Source organism: Mycetocola zhadangensis (assembly GCF_003668565.1).
Taxonomy (GTDB): Bacteria; Actinomycetota; Actinomycetes; order Actinomycetales; family Microbacteriaceae; genus Mycetocola_A; species Mycetocola_A zhadangensis.
This window is the reverse complement of sequence record NZ_RCWJ01000004.1, coordinates 223,005-242,858: the sequence shown is the minus strand read 5'-3', so window position 1 is coordinate 242,858 and position 19,854 is coordinate 223,005. Positions and strand designations below refer to the sequence as shown.

Sequence of the window (19,854 nt, the reverse complement as noted above, 5' to 3'; positions counted from 1 at the left end):
CGCTGAGGGAGTCCAGAGAGCGACACGGTAGCCACGCGTCCTCTAAGCTGTGCGATTCAGCCAGTCGTCGAGCAGCGCGGCCACAAGCTCGGGTTGCTCATGAACGAGCGCGTGACCGGCTCCGTCGAGCACGGCCAGGGTGCCGTTCGGGTACTGCTCGAGCAGGTCGGTTGCGCTCAGAAACCCCACAGTCGAATCCTGCCGTCCCGCGACGATCAGTGCCGGGCGGGAATACCGAGTATCACCGAAATCGAGCGTCCATCCGGCGAAGATGCGTTGAAGCGCAGCCTCATCGACCAGGCGAGTTCCGGGTTCCACTGAGTCTCGATAACGACGGGCGGTCGCCGAAGTCCGCACAACAAAGTATTCGTCGAAGCCGGCGCGAGACTCCGGTTCAAGTTCGTCGTACGTGTTCTCGTCTGAGCGCACAGCGTGTTGCTCCGGCACGCTCCGAAGCCCGTCGGCGAAGGGGCAGAGTAGGGCGAGGCCGCGCACTTTGTCTGGGCGCCGAGCGGCGAGTGCGCGGGCGAGGTATGCACCGTATGAATGGCCGACGAGTAACACAGGCTCGTCGCTGACCTCGTCGAGAAAGTCGCTCAGTAGCGTGACGACGTCGTTGTTGCTGCCGAGGCCGTCGGCGGTCGTTCTCCCCATGCCGGGGAGATCGGGGTAGATGCGCCGGTATCCGGCCGGGAGCATCGGCTCGAGTCCGGCTTCGATATCACGATGGTCAACACCGGCGCCGTGAAGCGCAATGAGCGGCAGGCCCTGCCCGTGTTCGGTGTAAGAGATCCGCACTCCGCGGATGCGGATTTCCATACGTCGACATCCTCTCTTTTTCGCTACATCCTCGGCGGCGCCGCTCAGGAGGCGGGTTCGTATCCGATGAGCCAGTGCAGCCCGTAGCGATCGAGAACCTGGCCGTCCGATGCGCCCCACGGCTTTGGCGCGAGCGGGTCGAGAACCTGGCCTCCGACCGCCAGGCCGTCGAACCACTCGTGGAGAATGTTCGGCTCGGCGGTTCCGAGCAACGAGAGCCTGATGCCCTCAAGCCGGACAGTTTTCTCACCGGGTGCCGCATCGGAACCGGCAAGCGGGACCGGGCCGTCGAGCGTTCCGTGAGCGATGGAGTTCGGCCCGCCATCGGTGCGGCCGAAGTCCTGGTAAGTGTGCAAAGAAAGTTCTCCGCCAAAAACATCGGCGTAGAAGCCCAGCGCTTCGCGCGTCGTGCCGGGGAACGTGAGATAGATCTGCAGCGCTGCCATGCCGCACAGCATACAGAGATGACTCCCGCCCGGTGATGGTGAGGACTTGGTGTTCACGTTTGCCCTAAGAGTGGCATTTCAGGTCAGCCCTGTGCGGGTCGATCGGCGCGGAGGGCTCAGCCGCGTGCGGTCGCGGGTCCGAGGTGTGGCGGTATCAGATGGAATACCCGGGGTGCTCTGCGAATGCGCCATCGATCACGACGTTTGCACGCTGCCGGGCGAGCTCCCGCAGCGCGCTTGTTGTGCGGGCGCCTTCCGCGTAGTACCACCACAAATACAGGGCGCCATACATCCACGCTCCGTTGTACGCCCAGTTGGAATCCGCGCCATCCTTGCCTTCGCCGAAGGTCGAGCCCTTAGGGAATTTTGCATTGTGAGACAGCGCATCGTGACGCGCTTCGTGAAGCAGGGTTTCGGCTCGACCGGGAACGTGCTTTGAATAGAAGAACGGTGAGTAGAGCTCAACGGTGCCGCCGGAGTTGTAGGCCACGTAGGTTCCGTTAGCGCACTTGGCACGGAGGTTGTCGATGTGTTCGCGCACGTACCGCCGCGCCCAGTTCAAGCATGCTCCGGCATAGTCATCGTTCAGGTAATCTGTGGCTGAATAGGTCAGTGCGTAGCATGCGTTGAACGCGCGGGCGAGAGGAAGGTCGGTGTTGCAGCAGTCTTCCCACCCGAACCCGCCGGTCCAGAAGCTCTTATTGCCCTCGAATCGGTATGTCGGCCAGAAGTAATCGACATACACCTGACTGCAGATGGAAGCGCCGTAGAAAGCGTCACCTGACGCTGCCTTGTCCGGAACTGTCACGTCGCAAATTGCCATGGTTCTCTCCTTGTCCTGGTTATTCGTCAAACGGGGCGGGGAGGCCTCCACGAGGCGGATCGATGAGCCGCGGATCGTGTTGTTCGGCCTCTCTGACCGGGGTTCGTCGGAGGTTCGCAATCCAAATCTCGTCGCGATCGGTGAGTATCGCCCGCGCTCGTTCAATGACGTCATCGCGCCCGCTCTCAGCCAGGGCGAACCATGCGGCCCGGCGCATGGCGACGAAATCTGCTGAGGCGATGGTTTCGAGTAAGAGTTCAGTGGTGTCGACATCGTGCCGCAGCAATCGAGCGAGTCCCTCGATAGCTGTTGTTCGGAGGATGACCTCCTCAGTGACTGTGCTGATGCCGTGGCCAGGGTCCTCCGCCTGTTCTGCCGGGATCGGTCGTCGCACAAGCTCGGCAAGGTAGTCGCCAGCGAGAGGGTTCTCAAGGTCGATCGCAAGTTGAACGAGTGCCCAGCGCTCGACATATGCGGTTTCGTCGAGAGCATCCAAAGTCTTGAACACGAGATTGGCAAACTCATCGTCGCCCTGATTGCTGTGCAAAGTGGCGTGATAAGTTTCGTCGGCGTCACGGCCGCTCGCTGTCATGACCGAGATAGTGTCGTTGAGTCGGCGGTAGAGCGATTCGTCCCCGGAGACGTCGGGAAATGTCCTTCGCTCGCGGATGCTCAGTTCGTCGCCAATCGCATCCTGATCGCGGCCCAATTGCGGTGTGTCGTTCGACATTGCACAGTCCCTTCATGAAATCCGGATCGCTAGTTGTGCGGGGCCCGGTAGCGCTCTGACTGTTGTGAGCCCGTGAGCATTGCGTTTCCCGGACTCATCAATCACAATTCGTGCAGACACATCATCTCGACTGCCCAACCTGAACCGCCTAGTAGAAAGGCGACACGTTGTGGATCTCACGGAACTCGTGCCGGTGCGTACGGTGCAGTCGGCCCAGGCGACTCCCGTCCTTCGGCCTTTCGTGCGCGCTTTCGCGCAGCGCACCGCGACCGGCCTGTTCGACGCGCAACCCATGCCTGCGTTCCTGGAAACGGTCATTCATTTTGAATTTGCCGACCGGCTGAACGTGCGTTCACCGAGTGGAGGCTACGAGCAGGTTCGTCCGCTCGAGTTGGTCGGGCCGCACACGCACGGTGGAACCAGTTTGTTATTCGAGGGGACGGTAAATTCTTTCGCGATTTTTCTCCAGCCGGTTGCCGCCTGGTCCCTGTTTCGGTTGTTGCCAAGCGCCGTCGCCGAACGTCACCATGATGCTGCTGACGTCCTCGGGAAGCCGGTCGTCTCGCTCTGGCACATTCTCGCGGAGAATCCAGATTTCACCGATCGGGTGCGCGCCGCCGAGACGTTCCTCCTTTCCTATCTCGAGTCACAACACAGCGATACAACGAGTACGACTGCTGCGTCTCTGTTGTCTCTGGAGGAAGGCCGAATCGGTGTGGCTGACCTGGCATCACGAATGCACCTCAGCGTGCGTCAGCTTGAAAGGGGATTCCTCCGCGAAATAGGGGTCCCGCCCAAAAGATTCGCGCGGGTGGCTCGCTTCCAGGGAGCCCTCGACGCTCGGGTCGAGTGCCCGGATCGATCATGGCTCAAGATCGCCATCGATTCCGGTTATCACGACCAAATGCACCTCGTTCACGACTTCCATTCACTCGCGGGATTTACACCAGAGCTCACCTTAGAAATGCTTGGTGACTCACGCCCATCAGCGCTTGCCGTTTCGCACCACCCGGTTACATCGTGACCAGCCAGTGCAGCCGCTGGTTGCCGTGCTGCAATTCAGCTTTGGCTGACCACCGGCCCGAAATTTGCCGCGGCGCTCTGCGCTGTCATTGCTGCGCTCGTTCTCCTCGCCGTTTGTGAAACGGGAAAGACCTCATGGTGAGGCTCTGCTCGTGTGCGAAGCGAGCCTGTGCCATCAGCGCCAGTGCCTCACCCGGCCGATCCGCCGGACTGCTGCCGCCACCGTGCTTGCTTCGCGCGGTTGCCGCAGATGCTCATCGAGCACCACTGGCCGGTCCTGGACCTGGACGAATCGTAGAAAGCCCACCGGCAGTCGTCTGCGGCACACGCCTTGAGGCGCGTCCACGTTCCATCGTTCATCGCCGCGGAGAGCACGGATACCAACCGGCCAAGAACGGCGTTCATGCCCGTGCCGGACGTGAGCACCCGGGCGCCGTCCGGGGCGAACCGCACCCCGGCATTAGCACGATCTGCCGCCTCGTTCAGTGCGTCGACAGTTGCGCCGGGCAGCGGCAATCTGTCGTGATTGGCCAGCATGCCGTCCCGGAGCGACTCGCGAAGGCGGCGCGCGAACTGGAGTTCTTCCCTCGACGCGTGACCGTCGATGTTGTGCTTGTCCGCCCAGGTTCTCCAGGACGCGAGATCCTGCAACTGGTCGGTGCCCGCCTCGATGTCCAGCGTGTTCACAAACGCCCGCACGAACTCGAGCTCGCCTGGAGCCGGGGTGACGGGGGAAGACGTTGACATAGACCAACAATAACTACCATTGCGTAAACGATGGTAGGGAAATAACCTTTCTACCTATGACGAAGGTTACGAGCGCGTGGCGTGTGCCCGCCTTTCGGCGTGTTTGGGGTGCAGGCGCCTTTTCCTCACTGGGCGCCGAGATCGGCGAGCTGGCGATCCCGGTGCTCGCCCTCGTGACACTCGGCGCATCCGCCGCGGAGTTGTCGTTCGTGAGGGCCGCGCTGCTTGTTCCCTACCTTGTGCTCACCCTGTGGCTGGGTGTCCTCGTCGATCGCTTGCCACGACGGCCGCTCATGATCGCGGCGGACCTGGGGCGAGGGGTGTTGCTTCTCGGTGTGTGCATTCTCGCGGTGACCGGAGGGCTTTCCATTCCGGTTCTCGTTCTCGCGGCCGCCCTGATCGGGTCGCTGACCGTCCTGTACACGCTCGCGGACTTTTCCTTTCTTCCGCTGGTCGTTGATGAGAAGGCTCTAATCGACGCGAACGCGAAGATCACGGCTACCCAGTCGGTGATCGGGGTGATGGGCACAGGAGCCGGCGGTATTCTCGTCCAGTTGCTCACAGCGCCATTTGCTCTCGTTCTCAACGCGATCGGTTACCTCGGCTCCGGGCTGCTCATCGCGCGGGTGCGGGTTGCCGAACAGCGGCGGTCGGGCCACGAGTCTGCTTTTTCGGAAGCGAAGGCCGGGATTCTCGTTCTGGTGCGACACCGGGTACTGAGAGCGCTCGTGTCTGAGGCAAGCATCTGGAACTTCGGCAACGAGGTTTTCATGATTGCCCTGTCGGTTCTGCTTCTGCAGAGCTACGGCTACGGTCCGATCGTGCTTGGTGCCGTTTTCATGGCAATCGGGGTTGGCACGTTCCTGGGCAGCATCGGCAGCCAGTCGCTCACGGCACGATATGGGTACGGACGTTCACTCGTGGCGGCGCTGCTCGTTGGAAACTCCGCTCCATTGTTTGGTGTGCTTTTCGTCGGGGTGCCCAGCTGGACGGGGGTCATCGTGCTCTCCGCGGCGTTCGTGATCTCGGGTATCGGTATCGGAATCGCCAACTCGCAGGCCGTTAGCCTGCGTCAGCTCGCCGTTCTCCCCGAACTCCGTGGCCGGGTGAACGCCGGTTACCGCCTGGTTTCCTGGGGTGCGCTCTCAATCGGTGCACTCGGAGGAGGTTTACTGACCACGCTGATCGGCCCGTGGCCAGCCGCCGTCATCGGCGCCTGCATCATGGCGACATCGAGCGCGCCAGTTGCGGCCTCGAAGGTCAGAACGATGCGAAGGCTCGACGAGGTGATCCCTTCGCGGAACTCTGAGTACACGAGCTAACCAAGCGAGGCGCCTGGCTTCGAGGGCGCCCGTCCTGCATCGTCATCATCGAATCTTGACCCTGACGCTGCGTCAGGCTCTACCGTGAGCCTCATGACGATCACAGTTTTGAACACTGCCGAGGGCATGGCTGCCGTGCTGGATTCTCCGACTAGCCTGCGACCAGAAAAGCTGCGCGGAGTCCTCGAACCCGTGCGCGGCATGTACCGGTATTTCCCCGGCGAAGTCGACCTCATGGCAATGCACGAGATGAGTTCCGGATTTCCCCTCGAGGCAAGGGCCGACGAGGTGCGGAATGCGCTTGACCGACTCGGAGCCGCTGGTGCCTGGGAACGGGTGGAGCGTGCGCTTGTCGACGCGATTGACGTGCAACTTCGCGCGACGCCAGACATTGAAGTACCGGATATCACCGTGCTTCTCATGCTGGGGAACCCGGATGACGATTACTTCATGGGTCCAGGCCGCGGGTTCAGTGGCAACGGCAGCGCGACCGGCTTTCTCTCGCTTACTGTCTGGCCGACCGCTGAGAACATCAACCGGTTGGAGGCGGCGGCCGTGCACGAGCTTAACCACAATCTGCGGTACGCGCCTGGCGGCGTCGTGTGGGACCCCTCGACCGTGCGCGTCGGGGAGCAGGTTGTGTCGGAGGGGCTCGCCGACGCGTTTGCTCGACAAATGTACGGGGCGTCCGGCTATACACCGATCGGTGTGCCGCACCTCGGGAACGACGGCGTTTTCAACAAAGTTGTCAGTGGTCTGGACGTGCTCGGTATGCAGAATTTCGTCTCCTGGGTACACGGTGACGACGCGGCCCGACGCTTCGGTGCCGACGCCGTCGGCCTTCCCACCGGAGCCGGATACGCGGCAGGCAACAGGATCGTCGACGCGTATCTGAACACGACAGGTACGAGCGCCGCGGAGGCGCTACACGTGTCGAGTTCGCGCATCATCGACATCGCACTGGAGTCGCAACGATGAGACCACGCCCTACTCCCACTCCGCCGTCTCGGGCTCGATCCCGTGCGCGCGGGCGTTAGCGTCGATGACCTGCATGAGCCATTCGGCGAGCCCCGGCTCCATGCCGTCGTTGAAGTCCGAGAAACCCTGGTCGCTCACGTACCTCCGCGCGATCAGGACGTGCATTGAGTGGGTGCAGTAGAAGTACGAACTCATGACGTCGCGGTGGCGCTCGGCAAGCGAGTTCGCGCAATCACTCCCAGGCACTGTTCCCGCTCGTTTGGCCGACGCAAGGTCATCGTGCACACCGTGCATGGACTCGGTGATGTCGAGCCAGTCGTCGGCTGTTCGGTGCGCGGATCGCTCTGCGTACTCGGCCCACTGCGCGGAGTCACCCCATCGCTCCCGCGCAGCGGCGCTCCAGAGCGGATTCCACCCGTCGCCGAGGACGCGTTTTTGCTCGGTTTCCGAGAGCAATATCCCTGTTTCGTCGGCAGTCAGCATCTGGTCAACTGCTTTCGCTGCCGCCTGCAGGCGGCGGATCTTCTCGTCCAGGGCGACACGGCGATCCGCCAACTCCTGACGACGCTCCGCCGCGCTCGCGCTCAACAAAAATCGGATGCGGTCAAGTGGGACATCGAGATCCCGCAGCATGAGCACCCGTCGCAATCGGGCGACGTCTTCGGCGGAGTACGCGCGGTACCCGCCGCTGGTGCGAGCGGAGGGGGAGGCAACTTTCTGATCGTCCCAATGGTGCAGCGTTCGTACGCTCACGCCAAGTTGACGCGCAACAACGCCGATCGTCTCGCCCGCGCCGAAATCTCTGTCAGTCACCTTTCCAGCATGCCAAACTCCTCCGCCACAGCGCCGACACTCGAGCTCGAACGCCTCAGTTGGGTGCTGTGACCCCGACCGGACGCGGCATTTCGCAGGCCGACTGACCGACGCCAGGCGTGGCATCCGCTCGCTGTCCGAAGTCCCGACTAGCGTGATCGACGTGAGTTACGACCCGTACGGAAGCGATGTGCTTGCCACGAATTGGCGCAAGAGCAAGACCCCGCCGCCCGCAGAGTATGAGGCGGTTCACGACCTCGTTGTCGAGGAGATGATGAGTGGCTGGTGCGGCGCTGTCACCGGTATCGAGGGTAAAACCGTTCAACTCGAAGACCGTCACGGCAAACGGCGGGTGTTCCCGCTCGGCCCTGGCTTTCTGCTCGAGGGCACGCCGGTGATTCTGGTTGCACCGAAGAAGAAGGCGACCGGTCCGACCCGCACGGCCTCAGGATCGTTCGCTGTTGCCGACTCCCGCGCCCGTGTTGCGCTGCCATCCCGTATCTATGTCGAGGGTCGACACGACGCCGAGCTGGTCGAGAAGGTCTGGGGCGACGACCTCCGCGTTGAGGGAGTCGTCGTCGAATACCTCGGCGGCATCGACGACCTCGCCGCGATCATCACGGACTTCGCGCCGACGCCGACACGCAAGGTCGGTGTTCTCGTTGACCACCTCGTTCCCGGGTCGAAGGAAAGTCGAATAGCGGATGCCGTCATGCGCGGCAAACACGGAGGCAACGTTCTCGTTGTTGGTCACCCATACATCGACGTCTGGCAGTCGGTGAAGCCGGCGCGGGTTGGACTGAAGGAATGGCCGAACATTCCGCGGTCGATTGAATGGAAGAAGGGCATCTGCGCCGCCCTCGGCCTGCCGAACGAGACTCAGGCCGACATCGCGCGGGCGTGGCAAGCCATTCTCGGTCGTGTGCGCACCTACTCGGACCTTGAGCCGGCGTTCCTCGGCAGGGTCGAGGAACTCATCGACTTCGTGACCGCTCCAACGGCATAACCCCGGCTCAGTCGGCGTTCGGCACCAGCGATCGCATCGTGGCGAGCCGCATCGCCGGCGACGTGAGCACGTTCACGTTGTCTGACAGCTGCTCGATCGAACCGATCCCCACGGGAAGAGCCCGCACAGCGGGGTCGGTGATCGAGTCGCGCAACGCCTCAGGCACGCCGCCAAGCCCGAGGAATGGGCGATCGTAGAACGAAGAAAACACCTCGTCGACACCGGGTAGTCCCAGAGGGCGCTGCAGGTCGTGAAGGAGTGTCAGCGCCTCGGCAAGCGCAGCCTCCCGTTCCTGCCACGTGTCGGCGGACGAGGCACGGTGAAGTGCCGGCATCGCTTCGCCCGCTCGCGGCAACCGGGAGAACAGCGTGCCAAGCCACTTCGAGTACGGCGGCCACTGCCGCTCGAGCAGGAAGCCGAGGCGCATCGCAGCCTGTGCAATTCGCGCCGTGAGAATGCATGAACCGATGTCGTCTCCACGCGAACCGGTGCGCCCGATGAACGGGAACTCCTGCCCGATCCGGGCCCAGTCCGCCGCGAGCACGTAGCGCCAGAGATCGTCCGGGTACCAGCGCAGCCGATCACGGATTGCCGTGAGCTCCCCACTGGTGTCGGTGAAAACGGGCCCAGCGGTGACCTCGAGCAGCGCCTGCCCGGTCAGCGACAACCATTCGACGTCGGTCAGCGGTCGGGTCGCGTCCACTCCCAGTCGGGAAAACGCGAAGTTCCCGGGGGAGTCGACCTCGACCTGATGCGTGACCAGCGGATGCCACGTGGTGGCGAAGCGGGTCGGGTGCCCCGCGTACTCGGTCGGCAGTCGCGCGGTGAGGTGCTCGCGAACCGCACTGACGGCATCCGTTCTCACCAAAAGAGTCAGGCGGAGTCCCCAATCGTGATCCCGTGACATCTCGTCGTCGAGGCCCAGGACGTCTGAACCTCTGCCGAGCCGAGCGGCGGCGTGCGGCAAACCGGGCCAGCGCTCGGCGAGGAGCGGCGCGATGACGTCGGTGTAGTAGCCATGAGCGAGGTCGATGCCGGAAAGCGTCATGGGCTCATCGTGCTCGATTGGTTCATCGGCTACCAGCGGTTGCGCACATCCTCGGCCCAGCCGGTGATGCCGGTGAACGCGACGCGCTCGCCGGATTCGTCAATTATCCAGCCGGAGAACTCGCCGAAGCACTGATGCCCGAACGACGAGAACACTTTGAGATCGGTCGCCGACGTTTTGTCGTAAAACGGGGTGAAGGTGAGGTCGGCGGTCGTCCCGTAAATGTGCCAGGGGGCCAGCCAGTTGCTGGTGTCGTAGTCCCAGGTGAGTTCCTCGCTGATCTTGCTGAGGTGGCCGTCGACGAGGAGCGCGTTTTCGGTTGAGCCTGTGCCGTCTGTCCACTTGCTGCCGAGCTGGACTCCAATCACCCGGCCGTCCGAGACACCCGAGCCGGCCGCCCAGTTCCAGTGCATCGAGTACGGCCAGCGGCCACGGCCGTGGTCGAGGGTCGCCCATGAGCTGCCAGTCGGAACATCGATGTCGGTGCCGTCGACGCGGAGAGTGCCGGACGCCGGGCGAGCGACATCCTTGACCGTGTACTGGAACCGGGTCTTCGACCACGGCACGACGACGGCGAGTGATTCATGATCGTTGTCGCGAGCCGCGACGATGTCGATTCGCACCCGTGCTGTTGTTGCGCGCAGCCGTGTGCCGCCGGGTTCGTTCGTGATGTCGACGCGAAGCGGGCCCGTTCGCACCTGTGCGGGGCCGTCACCGAGGGTGCCGGGCAGTCGGACGCTTCTGCTGAGCGGACGGATCACTCCGGTGTGCACGACCTCCTCGGTCGCCCGGTCGAACACCCACAGGTCGTGCACTGACGCGTAGTCGAGGCTCGACACCGTGACGGAGACGATGTGCGTCGGTGTTGTGACCGCCCAGTACTCCCACCGTTTGTTCCTGCCCCAGCCGCGACCGATTTTCCCGATCCCGTCGGTGTTGTGCATCGGTGTGCGGCTCCAGCCGACGGCGGCCGGGTTGAGGCGCCCATCAGGTCCGGTCAGCGAAACGGGCGCGGTGATTTCGAGCTCGCGCATGGGGTTGTTTCCTCTCGTCGGGGCGATGGGCTGCTGGCGGGGCTATAGTCAGGCGCTGTCGGCCTCGCTGATCCTATCGGGGAGCTGATCGGAAGGCGGTCGTCACGGAGCGGAGTCAGCGCGGCGGGCCGGCGAGGATCCGATTCCTCAGGGCGCTGAAGTCCCAGTCGTTGCTGAGCTCGGGCCAGTCCCAACCGAATCGGAGTGGACTGATGTCTTCGAGCCACCAGGTCGCAAGGCCGTCGACTCCCTCTGGGACGCCTGGCCCACCGTGCTCCGTGGTTCCACTCACGACGACATCGAAAGGAGCAGCGGGATCCGCACGGTGCTCGTCGACATACGCCACAACGGGTTGAAGTGACGCCGCGCTCACTCCCGCTTGCAGCATCGGCACAACGCCGTCGAATCTCGCGGCCCGGCGAAAGGGCCGTCGATGCGGCCACGAGCCGCCCACCCAAATCGGGATCGGCCCGACAGGCGCAGGCAGAAACGTCATCGGCTCAAGGGAATAGTGTTTGCCGGTGAACCTGAACTCTCGACCGCTCCACAGGCCGGTCAGGACCGAGAGCCCCTCGTCGAGTCGCTCACCTCGGATCACCGGGTCGGTTTCGGTTCCGAAGTATCGGAAGTCCCACTCGGTCGGTTCGCCGAGTCCCACTCCGAGGATCAGCCTGCCATTGGAAAAGTTCTGTAGTGAAACAGACTGTCGCGCCAGTTCCCACGGTTGGCGCCGGGGGAGAGGAGTGACAAGAGGACCAAGCGCGATTCGCTCGGTGGCCGCGGCGATGGCGGTCAGCGCGACCCACGGGTCGACGTGATCGTTGAGATCCCAGTCGCAGAACAGCAGATGATCCCAGAGGAAGAAACCGTCCCATCCGGCATCCTCGGCGTCGCGAGCAAGACCGGCCAGGATTCGTGCGTTTCCGAAGGCGCCGAAGTTGGGAAGGTGAAGGCCGTACTTCATACGGGCACTCTATTCCTTCGCGTGGCGCAGTGATTGCATGCCCCCAACGTGCCACGCACGTCACCGACGTAGTCGTTCTAATGGTCCGGTTGGCGTCGGCCCTGCGGGCAACGGGCCGCGATTTCGTCCGAAGTAGAGGGCTTGTTTTGAATGATTCAAAAGAAGCGCTACGATAGTCCCTGTGCACACGCAGCGAATGCTGCGCCGAGGGACGCGAGACTGACAGCGACGGCTGACGGACTCGGGAGCTGACGCGCTGGCCTCGCTGCGATCTCGAGCGTCGCGCAGGTACTCGGTAATGGCTTGAGCAACGTGCTGAAAACGTCGATTCAGTCGTCGCCCCGAACTCTTACCGGGCTATGGCGGACTGCGAGTCGCAGGTCCGAACACAAGAGCGCTCAGCCAAGGCCCTGCTGAGGTCGAGCTGTCGAGCTGCAGCACCCTCGACGTTTGTCGCGCGCCAAGAAACCCCTTCTGACCCCAGCCATGGCGCAGTAATGCTCCCAGGTGATCCGCTGCGCCCCGAACCAGGCGGCCAACGTAACGGCACTACCCAACGATAGGAATACCCATGTCACGCACTTACCCTCACATGACCGAAGAGACACTGCTCCTCGGAAACATTTCGACTGACCAGCTCACTCAGCAGCACATCACGCCGCCCGCCCTGACCGACGCCGAGTACGTCGCGACACTGTCCACCACCAGCCCAGGGGCACCGAGCTACGTCATCGGACAACGCGTCTCCGGCAAGCCGTACGACCAGATCATCCTGAGCTACGGGCCGACTCAGAAGCCATGGCAGCGGGTCTGGCGGCTGTCAGCAGACCGCGGAGCTCACGTCGACTACCAGATCGTCCACGACACGTCGTCGACGGGCTTCGCCTCCGTCGAGCGCTGAGGCACCCTGGCTGTCGAATCCTTCGGCTCCGCAGTGAGGAAAGAAAAGACCCGGCCGGCTTGAAAGTTCAAGCTGACCGGGTCTTTTCCAATGTGCCCTCGGAGGGATTCGAACCCCCGACCTACGGTACCGGAAACCGACGCTCTATCCCCTGAGCTACGAAGGCGTATAGATCAAAACTATCAGAAGTTGGGGCCGCCGATTGCCCCTTTTTCGGTGCGGCTTGTGCACGCAGCGCCCCGTCAAAAGTGCGGAGGGGCAGCGTGAAAGGATGGGGGCCATGCAACGCACAGTGTCTGCCCACCTCGAGTTTGACGTGTCAGGCACCTGCGACGTGATTCTTGCCGTCGCTGTCGCGGCGGGGACGCCGATCCTCTCCGAAACGATGAGCCTCACGTCGAACGGCCGACAGTACACCGCGGTCGAGTTGTTCGACAGGCACGGGGCGAGGCTGCACAGGTTCACCGGCACCGCAGGCGCCTTTGAACTGCACTATCACGCCGTCGTGGCCGGTATTCGCCCGGTAGACCCGGCGGACACCCTCGATCTGCTGCACTACCTGAGGCCGAGCCGCTTCGCGGAAAGTGACCAGCTGCGGTCGACCGCCCGCCAGCTGTTCGGGTCCCTGTCAGGCCAGGGGCTTGTGGACGCCGTTACCTCGTATGTCTTCACGACGCTCTCGTATGTTCCCGGTGCAAGTGGGCCGGGAGACAGCGCCGTGACCACCCTCGAATCGAAACGGGGAGTGTGCCGCGACTATGCGCACCTGGTGATAGCGCTGCTCCGGGCGTGTGATGTGCCGGCCCGAATGGCATCCGCTTATGCACCTGGACTGAAGCCGATGGACTTCCATGCGCTCGCCGAAGCGTGGGTGGATGGCGCGTGGCAGGTCGTCGATGCGACACGACTCGCGCCTCGTCAGTCACTCGTGCGAATCGCGACAGGCCGTGACGCCAGCGATGTAGCGTTTCTCACCAATCACTTCGCCGGGCTGACATTGACCCGGGTCGAAGTGGGAGCGGTAGCCGATGTGCTGCCGCGAGACGATCACGCGGCCCCGGTGTTCCTGGCCTAAGCGGGCAGGTGACCCATTGCGGCCGTTGCAAGCTGCTCGACGTCGCCCGGCTCGAAGAATGCGACGCTGCGCGCGGTGATCCAGTAGGAACCCGTGAAGATCTGCGCTTCACCCTCAGACCCGATCACGGTGAAGTAACCCTCGATTGGCGGGGCGCCGTATGTCGGAACAGGGGTGCTCTCGGTGATCGCGGAGTTCTTGAGTGCGGTGAGTTCCTCATCGGTGAGCTTCGCGACGGCGACGTCGATCGTTTCCTTGCTTGTGTTGTTCACCCACTGGCAGGTCAGTCCGCCCATGTCGGCGATCGTGCCGGCTTTGGAGTCCGCTTTCGGAGCACCGTCCTCAACGAGGCTGAAGTTCGGGTTGAAGTTGTACATGTCATCGGCGGTGATGAGCTCGTCGCACGTCGTCCCGACCGGCTGGCTTGTGGGGCCGGTGGTTGGTTCGGCAGAGGGTGACGTCGTCGGCTCGCTTGTCGAGCTTGAGCTCGGCTTGGGAGTGGAACTTGCCGACGCCGATGGTGCCGGGTCAGGCGAGCATCCCGCGAGAAGCACTGTGCCGACGGATGCCGCGACAATCAGTGCGAGGGAACGCGACGAGCGTGGGAAGGAAAGCAAGGAGGCCATGGACGTCTCTCTCTGGGGGATAGAAGAAAGATACCAAGCCCGGCATGCTCCGAAGCTCATGCTCCTGCGGGCGCGCCGAAGCGGATCGGCGGGCGAGTACCTGCCGATAGAATCGAATCCGTGACTCCTGACGACCTCTCCGCTGCCCTGTTCGACCTTCTCCTCCCGCTTGCCGAGCGTCGCCGTGAGGGGTCAAGCGCGGAACTCCGTCGGGAGGACGTCGTCCTCGAGCGCCCGAAGAACCGCGACCACGGTGACTGGGCGTCGAACATCGCCATGAAACTGGCCAAAAAGCTCGGAACCAACCCGCGCGAGTTCGCAACGGAGCTGGCCGCTTCGCTCGCCGAGGTTCCCGGTGTCGCCACAGCTGAGGTTGCTGGTCCCGGTTTCATCAACGTGCGCCTCGACGCTGCGGCTGCTGGTGCGCTCGCGAAGGTCATCGTCGACGCTGGCGCCGAATATGGGCGCAACGAATCGCAGGCAGGCCGGGCCATCAACCTGGAGTTCGTCTCTGCGAACCCGACGGGTCCGCTGCACATCGGCCACACCCGCTGGGCTGCGCTCGGCGACTCGATCGCCCGCGTGCTCAAGGCATCAGGTGCGACCGTCGCGAGCGAGTACTACATCAACGACGCCGGCAGCCAGATGGACACCTTTGGTGCCTCGGTCCTCGCCGCAATCAAGGGCGAGCCCACCCCCGAGGGTGGTTACCCTGGCGCTTACATCGCCGAACTGGGCCGCCAGGTTCTTGAACTCGAGCCGAACCTTCTCGACCTGCCGGACGAAGAGGCACTCGCCCTCGCGCGGGAGCGGGCCTACCAGCTGCAGCTCGTCGAGATCGAGAAGTCACTCGCGAGCTTCAACGTGCACTTTGACGTCTGGTTCTCCGAACGTGAGCTGCACGCGAAGAACTCCGAGACCGGGCTGAGTGCGATTGACGGTGCCGTCGACCGCCTCCGCGCACAGGGTCATGTTTTCGACGAGGACGACGCCGTCTGGGTTCGCACCACAGATTTCGGAGACGACAAAGACCGCGTGATTCGTCGCGGTAACAGCATCTACACCTATTTTGCAGCGGATGCCGCCTACTACCTCTCGAAGTCAGATCGCGGATTCGAGCACAAGATTTATTTGCTCGGAGCCGACCACCACGGCTACGTGCACCGGCTTCGTGCGCTCGCCGGCGCTGCAGGTGACAACCCGGACACCGACATCGAGGTCCTGATCGGACAGCTCGTCAGCGTCAACGGGGCGAAGCTCTCCAAGCGCGCTGGCAACATCATCGAGCTGGACGACCTGCAGGCATGGATCGGTACAGACGCGCTTCGCTACTCGCTCGCGCGCTACCCGGCCGACTCGCCGCTCGCCCTCGACCCGGAACAGCTTCGGAAGCGCAGCAACGACAACCCGGTCTTCTATGTCCAGTACGCCCACGCCCGCACCCGTTCGGTTGCCCGTAACGCCGAAGCCGCCGGTGTCGACAGGAGCGCGTTCGCCCCGGAGCTTCTCGAGCACGAAACCGAGTCAGCCCTCCTCGGAGCGCTGCAGGAATTCCCCCGGATCGTGGCTCAGGCCGCAGAACTTCGCGAACCACACCGCATTGCGCGCTACATTGAAGAAGTCGCAGGCCTGTACCACCGTTGGTACGACAATTGCCGGGTCATTCCACTCGGCGAGGAACCGGTTGGCGACGTCCACCGCTCAAGATTGTGGCTCAACGACGCAACGGGCCAGGTCATTCGTAATGGCCTTGACCTCGTTGGAGTGACAGCGCCAGACAGGATGTGACCTTTGCTCTCGGAGACCGACGGTTGGGAGACGCTGAGCCGACAGGCCGCGATCGGTGACAGTTCCGAACCTCCTCGTAAGCGTAAAAGAGTCCGGGGATGGATCATCGCCGTCGTTATCCTGTTGGTTGGCGCCGCGCTCGTGATCGGAGGGTTATTCCTCGCCGAGAACGTCACAAAAGGCATTGCGACAGATGCGATAGCTGTCGCCGTTGAGGCCAGCCTGCCTGCAACCGTTGACGCCGATGTCGACGTCGATATCGCGGGTGACTGGGTCCTGTTCCAGATCTTCACAGGCAAGCTCGAACAGGTGACGTTGTCGAGTGACGACGCCATGGTGGACGGAAGCCCAGCGGTGTTTGAGCTGATCGCGACCCAGGTGCCACTCGACCTCAAGCAGCCGGTCGGCAACATCGACGCAACCGTTAGCCTCGGCCCGGGGTCGATCAACGAACTTCTCACGCTCCCAGGCAACGATCCCGAGGTTGCACTCGGCGATGACATCGTCAGTTACGCGGACTCCGCCTCGGTGCTCGGGTTCACGATTGGCTATTCCGTCAACGCAACACTGACGCCAGCCGGCACAGACGTGCTCGCCGCACCGGTCGCAGCTAACGTCACGAGCGACGTGGGCTCGCTCGATGTGTCCGGCGTGATCGAACGAATCCTCGGCGCTGAGCCCGTGCCGATCTGCGTTGCCGATCGGCTTCCACTCGGCGTCACGATCTCGGGCATCGATGTCACACCAGAGGCAGCAACGCTCAGCCTGGCGGCAAGCGACTTCACCCTCAACGGCGAATCGCTGAGGAATCGCGGCACCTGCCCCGAGGTCGGCTGAGTCGTAACATCAGGCACCGGATGCCAGCCGCCGCATACGGCGCATGCCAGAATTCTCTGAAAACCTCCGATTCATGGGGACCCGCGAGTTCTCGATAAGATTTGCAAAACTCCCACCGCGCCCGTTCAGCGGTATCCCACCTTCCGCACGATTGGTTTCTGCTGTGGCTTCTCACCCACTTGCCCCCGCGTGGCTGGCCGTCCCCAACGACGCAAATGAGTTGGCTCCCGCCGTCTGGAGCAGCAACGTCACGCGCAACGACAGCGGCGTGCTGACCGTTGGAGGCGTGACGGCAACCGAGATCGCCGAGACGTTCGGAACTCCCGTTTACGTGCTGGATGAAGCGGATGCACGCGAGCGGGCCGCGCACGTCCATTCTGCTTTCACCCGCGAGTTCGCGGCGATCGGTTCGAGTGCGAAGGTCTACTACGCCGGCAAGGCCTTCCTGTGCACCGAGGTCGCCCGCTGGGTCACCGAGGCTGGCCTCAACATCGACGTCTGCTCACCGGGCGAACTGGCTGTCGCCCTCGCCGCAGGAGTCGACGCATCACGGCTCGGCCACCACGGCAATAACAAGTCGCTCGCCGAAATCGACCGCTCGGTTGCGGCTGGCATTGGCGCAATCGTCATTGACAGCCTCCAGGAGATTCCGCGGGTCGCGGAGGCGGCTCACCGCCACGGCCGCAGGCAGGCCGTTCGCCTGCGCGTCAACAGCGGAGTGCACGCGCACACGCATGACTTCCTGGCAACGGCGCACGAGGACCAGAAATTTGGCCTGCCGCTTGAGCGCGCCGCGGATGCTGTCGCCAACATCCGTTCCTATGACTCCCTGGATTTCCTGGGGCTGCACTGTCACATCGGCTCGCAGATTTTCGGTTCAGACGGGTTTGCCGAATCAGCAGCGCGCCTGCTCACCGTTCACCGCGAACTGCTCGAGCGCGGGCCAGTCCCCGAACTCAACCTCGGTGGCGGATTCGGTATCGCCTACACGACGGCAGACGACCCCGAGTCGATCGACAACCTCGCGGCCGCGATCGCACGCATCGTCGCGACCGAGTGTGCGCGCCTCGACACTCCCGTTCCGAACGTCGCATTCGAGCCGGGGCGCGCCATCATCGGCCCGACCGGCCTGACGCTCTACGAGGTTGGAACGACCAAAGAAGTCGAGCTGAACACGGAGACGGGAATCGCGTCGAGGCTCTACGTGAGCGTCGACGGTGGAATGAGCGACAATGCTCGTCCGGCGCTCTACGGTGCCGACTACTCAGTGCGGATCGCCAGCAGGACCAGCGAAGCGGAACCGGTGTTGATCCGCCTGGCCGGAAAACACTGTGAGTCAGGCGACATAGTCGTTTCAGACGACTACCTCCCCGGCGATGTCGCACCAGGCGACCTCGTCGGAGTTCCGGCGACCGGCGCATACTGCTGGTCGCTCGCGAGCAACTACAACTACCTGGGACGCCCGCCGGTCGTCGCCGTTCGAGACGGTGTCGCCCGCGTGATCGTTCGCGGGGAGACCGAGGCTGACCTACTGGCGCGAGACGCCGGATTGGATGCACGATGATCGACTACCGCACGGTTCGGGTGGCGCTTCTTGGCGCTGGCTCCGTAGGATCGCAGGTTGCGAGGCTCCTGCTGGCCAATGGTGATGAGCTGGCGGCGCGTGTCGGCGCCAAACTCGAACTCGCCGGTATCGCCGTGCGCAACGTCGACGCAGAGCGCGATGTCGACCTGCCTCGCGAACTGCTCACCACCGATGCTGAGTCTCTCATCGTCGGAGCGGACATCGTCATCGAACTGATGGGCGGTATCGAACCCGCGCGCACGCACATCCTCTCCGCGCTGAACTCGGGTGCCGACGTCATCACAGGCAACAAGGCGCTGCTCGCCGCCCACGGCCCAGAGCTGTTTGCGCAGGCCGAGCAGGTCGGCGCGGAAATCTACTACGAGGCAGCCGTTGCGGCCGCGATCCCGATCATCCGACCGCTCCGCGACAGTCTCGCCGGTGACAACATCCACCGGATCCTCGCGATCGTCAACGGATCGACCAACTTCATCCTCGACCGGATGGACCGCTTCGGCGACAGCATGGAGGACGCCCAGAAGACGGCGTTCGAACTCGGCTTCCTCGAAGCCGACCCGACACTTGACGTCGGCGGATATGACGCAGCGCAGAAGGCGACGATCCTCGCGAGCCTCGCCTTCCACAGCAGCATCGACCCCGATGGTGTCTACCGAGAGGGCATCGACACCATCACAGCCGAGCAGATCGATGCCGCGCGTAAGGCCGGATACGTGATCAAGCTGCTCGCCATCACCGAGCGAATCACCGCCGAGGACGGAACAGCGGGTGTCTCTGCGCGTGTGTATCCCGCCCTCGTCAGCCGTGAGCATCCGCTTGCCGCAGTGCACGGGGGAAACAACGCGGTCTTCGTCGAAGCGGAAGCTGCGGGACCGCTCATGTTCTACGGCGCAGGAGCCGGGGGAGTGCAGACCGCCTCAGCTGTGCTCGGCGACCTCGTCTCCGCGGCGCGGCGACATGTCGCAGGTGGCCCGGGGCTCGGCGAGTCGACACACGCTGACCTGCCGCTGCTGCCGATCGGCGAGATCGTCACCAAATACCAGATCACCCTTCGCGTCAGCGATCGCCAGGGAGTGCTCGCCGAGGTCGCCTCGATTCTTGCCAACGGCGGGGTCTCCGTGGAGACCGTCGAGCAGACGATCGATCCGACCGAGGCAAGCCCGACCGCGTTCCTCGTCATCGGAACACACGCGTCGAGGGAAAAAGCACTTAAGTCCACTGTCGAGACGCTTAAGGCGTCTGGCGTGGTCGATTCAGTTGTCAGTGTTCTACGAGTTGAAGGAGCCTAGAAA

Annotated in this window: 20 protein-coding genes and 1 tRNA gene; 10 read left to right on the top strand and 11 right to left on the bottom strand. The window is 63.4% G+C overall.

All coding sequences use genetic code 11. The features are described from left to right. Positions 1 to 42: 42 nt before the first annotated feature. The 4 genes from D9V28_RS13925 to D9V28_RS13910 all read right to left on the bottom strand — a co-directional run bounded on the left by D9V28_RS13925 (position 43) and on the right by D9V28_RS13910 (position 2,818). Positions 43 to 819 (bottom strand): alpha/beta fold hydrolase, encoded by a 777-nt coding sequence (locus D9V28_RS13925; protein WP_121660352.1) that lies wholly within the window; start codon positions 817 to 819, stop codon positions 43 to 45. Between the two features lie 44 nt (positions 820 to 863). Then, positions 864 to 1,265: a VOC family protein gene (locus D9V28_RS13920; protein WP_121660351.1), complete on the bottom strand. Its 402-nt coding sequence runs from the start codon at positions 1,263 to 1,265 to the stop codon at positions 864 to 866. A gap of 154 nt (positions 1,266 to 1,419) precedes the next feature. Next, entirely contained in the window at positions 1,420 to 2,088 is a 669-nt protein-coding gene (locus D9V28_RS13915; protein ID WP_121660350.1) for a hypothetical protein, read from the bottom strand. Positions 2,089 to 2,107: 19 nt separating this feature from the next. Beyond that, complete coding sequence (locus D9V28_RS13910; RefSeq protein ID WP_121660349.1) at positions 2,108 to 2,818, bottom strand: hypothetical protein; 711 nt, start codon at positions 2,816 to 2,818, stop codon at positions 2,108 to 2,110. A gap of 169 nt (positions 2,819 to 2,987) precedes the next feature. Between D9V28_RS13910 and D9V28_RS13905 the strand changes: the two genes are divergently transcribed. Then, positions 2,988 to 3,842 (top strand): helix-turn-helix domain-containing protein, encoded by an 855-nt coding sequence (locus D9V28_RS13905; protein ID WP_121660348.1) that lies wholly within the window; start codon positions 2,988 to 2,990, stop codon positions 3,840 to 3,842. A gap of 188 nt (positions 3,843 to 4,030) precedes the next feature. On the opposite strand, the gene D9V28_RS13900 is transcribed toward D9V28_RS13905, so the two are convergent. Then, entirely contained in the window at positions 4,031 to 4,588 is a 558-nt protein-coding gene (locus D9V28_RS13900) for a CGNR zinc finger domain-containing protein (RefSeq protein WP_121660347.1), read from the bottom strand. 56 nt (positions 4,589 to 4,644) lie between these two features. On the opposite strand from D9V28_RS13900, the gene D9V28_RS13895 reads away from it, so the two are divergent. Further along, the gene (locus tag D9V28_RS13895; protein ID WP_121660346.1) at positions 4,645 to 5,910 is read left to right on the top strand and encodes an MFS transporter; all 1,266 of its coding nucleotides are present in this window, start codon (positions 4,645 to 4,647) and stop codon (positions 5,908 to 5,910) included. Positions 5,911 to 6,003: 93 nt separating this feature from the next. Next, complete coding sequence (locus D9V28_RS13890; RefSeq protein ID WP_121660431.1) at positions 6,004 to 6,888, top strand: DUF2268 domain-containing putative Zn-dependent protease; 885 nt, start codon at positions 6,004 to 6,006, stop codon at positions 6,886 to 6,888. 9 nt (positions 6,889 to 6,897) lie between these two features. On the opposite strand, the gene D9V28_RS13885 is transcribed toward D9V28_RS13890, so the two are convergent. Beyond that, complete coding sequence (locus D9V28_RS13885; protein ID WP_229728084.1) at positions 6,898 to 7,701, bottom strand: MerR family transcriptional regulator; 804 nt, start codon at positions 7,699 to 7,701, stop codon at positions 6,898 to 6,900. Positions 7,702 to 7,864: 163 nt separating this feature from the next. Here D9V28_RS13885 and D9V28_RS13880 point away from each other — a divergent pair, with 163 nt between their 5' ends. After that, positions 7,865 to 8,707 carry a DUF3097 domain-containing protein gene (locus D9V28_RS13880; RefSeq protein ID WP_220700511.1) on the top strand — a complete coding sequence of 281 codons (843 nt, stop codon included), beginning with the start codon at positions 7,865 to 7,867 and terminating at the stop codon, positions 8,705 to 8,707. Positions 8,708 to 8,714: 7 nt separating this feature from the next. Here D9V28_RS13880 and D9V28_RS13875 read toward each other — a convergent pair whose 3' ends face one another. The 3 genes from D9V28_RS13875 to D9V28_RS13865 all read right to left on the bottom strand — a co-directional run bounded on the left by D9V28_RS13875 (position 8,715) and on the right by D9V28_RS13865 (position 11,753). After that, positions 8,715 to 9,755, bottom strand: a complete 1,041-nt coding sequence (locus D9V28_RS13875; RefSeq protein WP_121660343.1) for a DUF4037 domain-containing protein — start codon at positions 9,753 to 9,755, stop codon at positions 8,715 to 8,717. 29 nt (positions 9,756 to 9,784) lie between these two features. Then, positions 9,785 to 10,789, bottom strand: coding sequence for a DUF2804 domain-containing protein (locus D9V28_RS13870; protein WP_121660342.1), 1,005 nt, complete (start codon positions 10,787 to 10,789; stop codon positions 9,785 to 9,787). A gap of 115 nt (positions 10,790 to 10,904) precedes the next feature. Beyond that, complete coding sequence (locus D9V28_RS13865; RefSeq protein WP_121660341.1) at positions 10,905 to 11,753, bottom strand: LLM class flavin-dependent oxidoreductase; 849 nt, start codon at positions 11,751 to 11,753, stop codon at positions 10,905 to 10,907. 571 nt (positions 11,754 to 12,324) lie between these two features. Between D9V28_RS13865 and D9V28_RS13860 the strand changes: the two genes are divergently transcribed. Further along, complete coding sequence (locus tag D9V28_RS13860; protein ID WP_147441019.1) at positions 12,325 to 12,654, top strand: hypothetical protein; 330 nt, start codon at positions 12,325 to 12,327, stop codon at positions 12,652 to 12,654. 93 nt (positions 12,655 to 12,747) lie between these two features. Here D9V28_RS13860 and D9V28_RS13855 read toward each other — a convergent pair. After that, positions 12,748 to 12,820 (bottom strand) — tRNA-Arg (locus D9V28_RS13855). 114 nt (positions 12,821 to 12,934) lie between these two features. Here D9V28_RS13855 and D9V28_RS13850 point away from each other — a divergent pair. Continuing rightward, on the top strand, positions 12,935 to 13,729 hold the full coding sequence (locus tag D9V28_RS13850) for a transglutaminase-like domain-containing protein (RefSeq protein WP_121660430.1): 795 nt from the start codon (positions 12,935 to 12,937) through the stop codon (positions 13,727 to 13,729). Here D9V28_RS13850 and D9V28_RS15990 read toward each other — a convergent pair. Further along, positions 13,726 to 14,355, bottom strand: coding sequence for an iron ABC transporter ATP-binding protein (locus D9V28_RS15990; protein ID WP_147441017.1), 630 nt, complete (start codon positions 14,353 to 14,355; stop codon positions 13,726 to 13,728). The two genes, D9V28_RS13850 and D9V28_RS15990, sit on opposite strands and share 4 nt — an antisense overlap. Before the next feature lie 120 nt (positions 14,356 to 14,475). Between D9V28_RS15990 and D9V28_RS13835 the strand changes: the two genes are divergently transcribed. The 4 genes from D9V28_RS13835 to D9V28_RS13820 all read left to right on the top strand — a co-directional run bounded on the left by D9V28_RS13835 (position 14,476) and on the right by D9V28_RS13820 (position 19,851). Then, the gene (locus D9V28_RS13835) at positions 14,476 to 16,143 is read left to right on the top strand and encodes an arginine--tRNA ligase (protein WP_121660337.1); all 1,668 of its coding nucleotides are present in this window, start codon (positions 14,476 to 14,478) and stop codon (positions 16,141 to 16,143) included. Positions 16,144 to 16,146: 3 nt separating this feature from the next. Continuing rightward, on the top strand, positions 16,147 to 16,980 hold the full coding sequence (locus tag D9V28_RS13830; protein WP_121660336.1) for an LmeA family phospholipid-binding protein: 834 nt from the start codon (positions 16,147 to 16,149) through the stop codon (positions 16,978 to 16,980). Positions 16,981 to 17,143: 163 nt separating this feature from the next. Next, the gene (lysA, locus tag D9V28_RS13825) at positions 17,144 to 18,544 is read left to right on the top strand and encodes a diaminopimelate decarboxylase (RefSeq protein ID WP_121660335.1); all 1,401 of its coding nucleotides are present in this window, start codon (positions 17,144 to 17,146) and stop codon (positions 18,542 to 18,544) included. After that, the gene (locus tag D9V28_RS13820; protein WP_121660334.1) at positions 18,541 to 19,851 is read left to right on the top strand and encodes a homoserine dehydrogenase; all 1,311 of its coding nucleotides are present in this window, start codon (positions 18,541 to 18,543) and stop codon (positions 19,849 to 19,851) included. The genes lysA and D9V28_RS13820 overlap by 4 nt, the downstream gene beginning before the upstream one ends. Positions 19,852 to 19,854 lie beyond the last annotated feature (3 nt).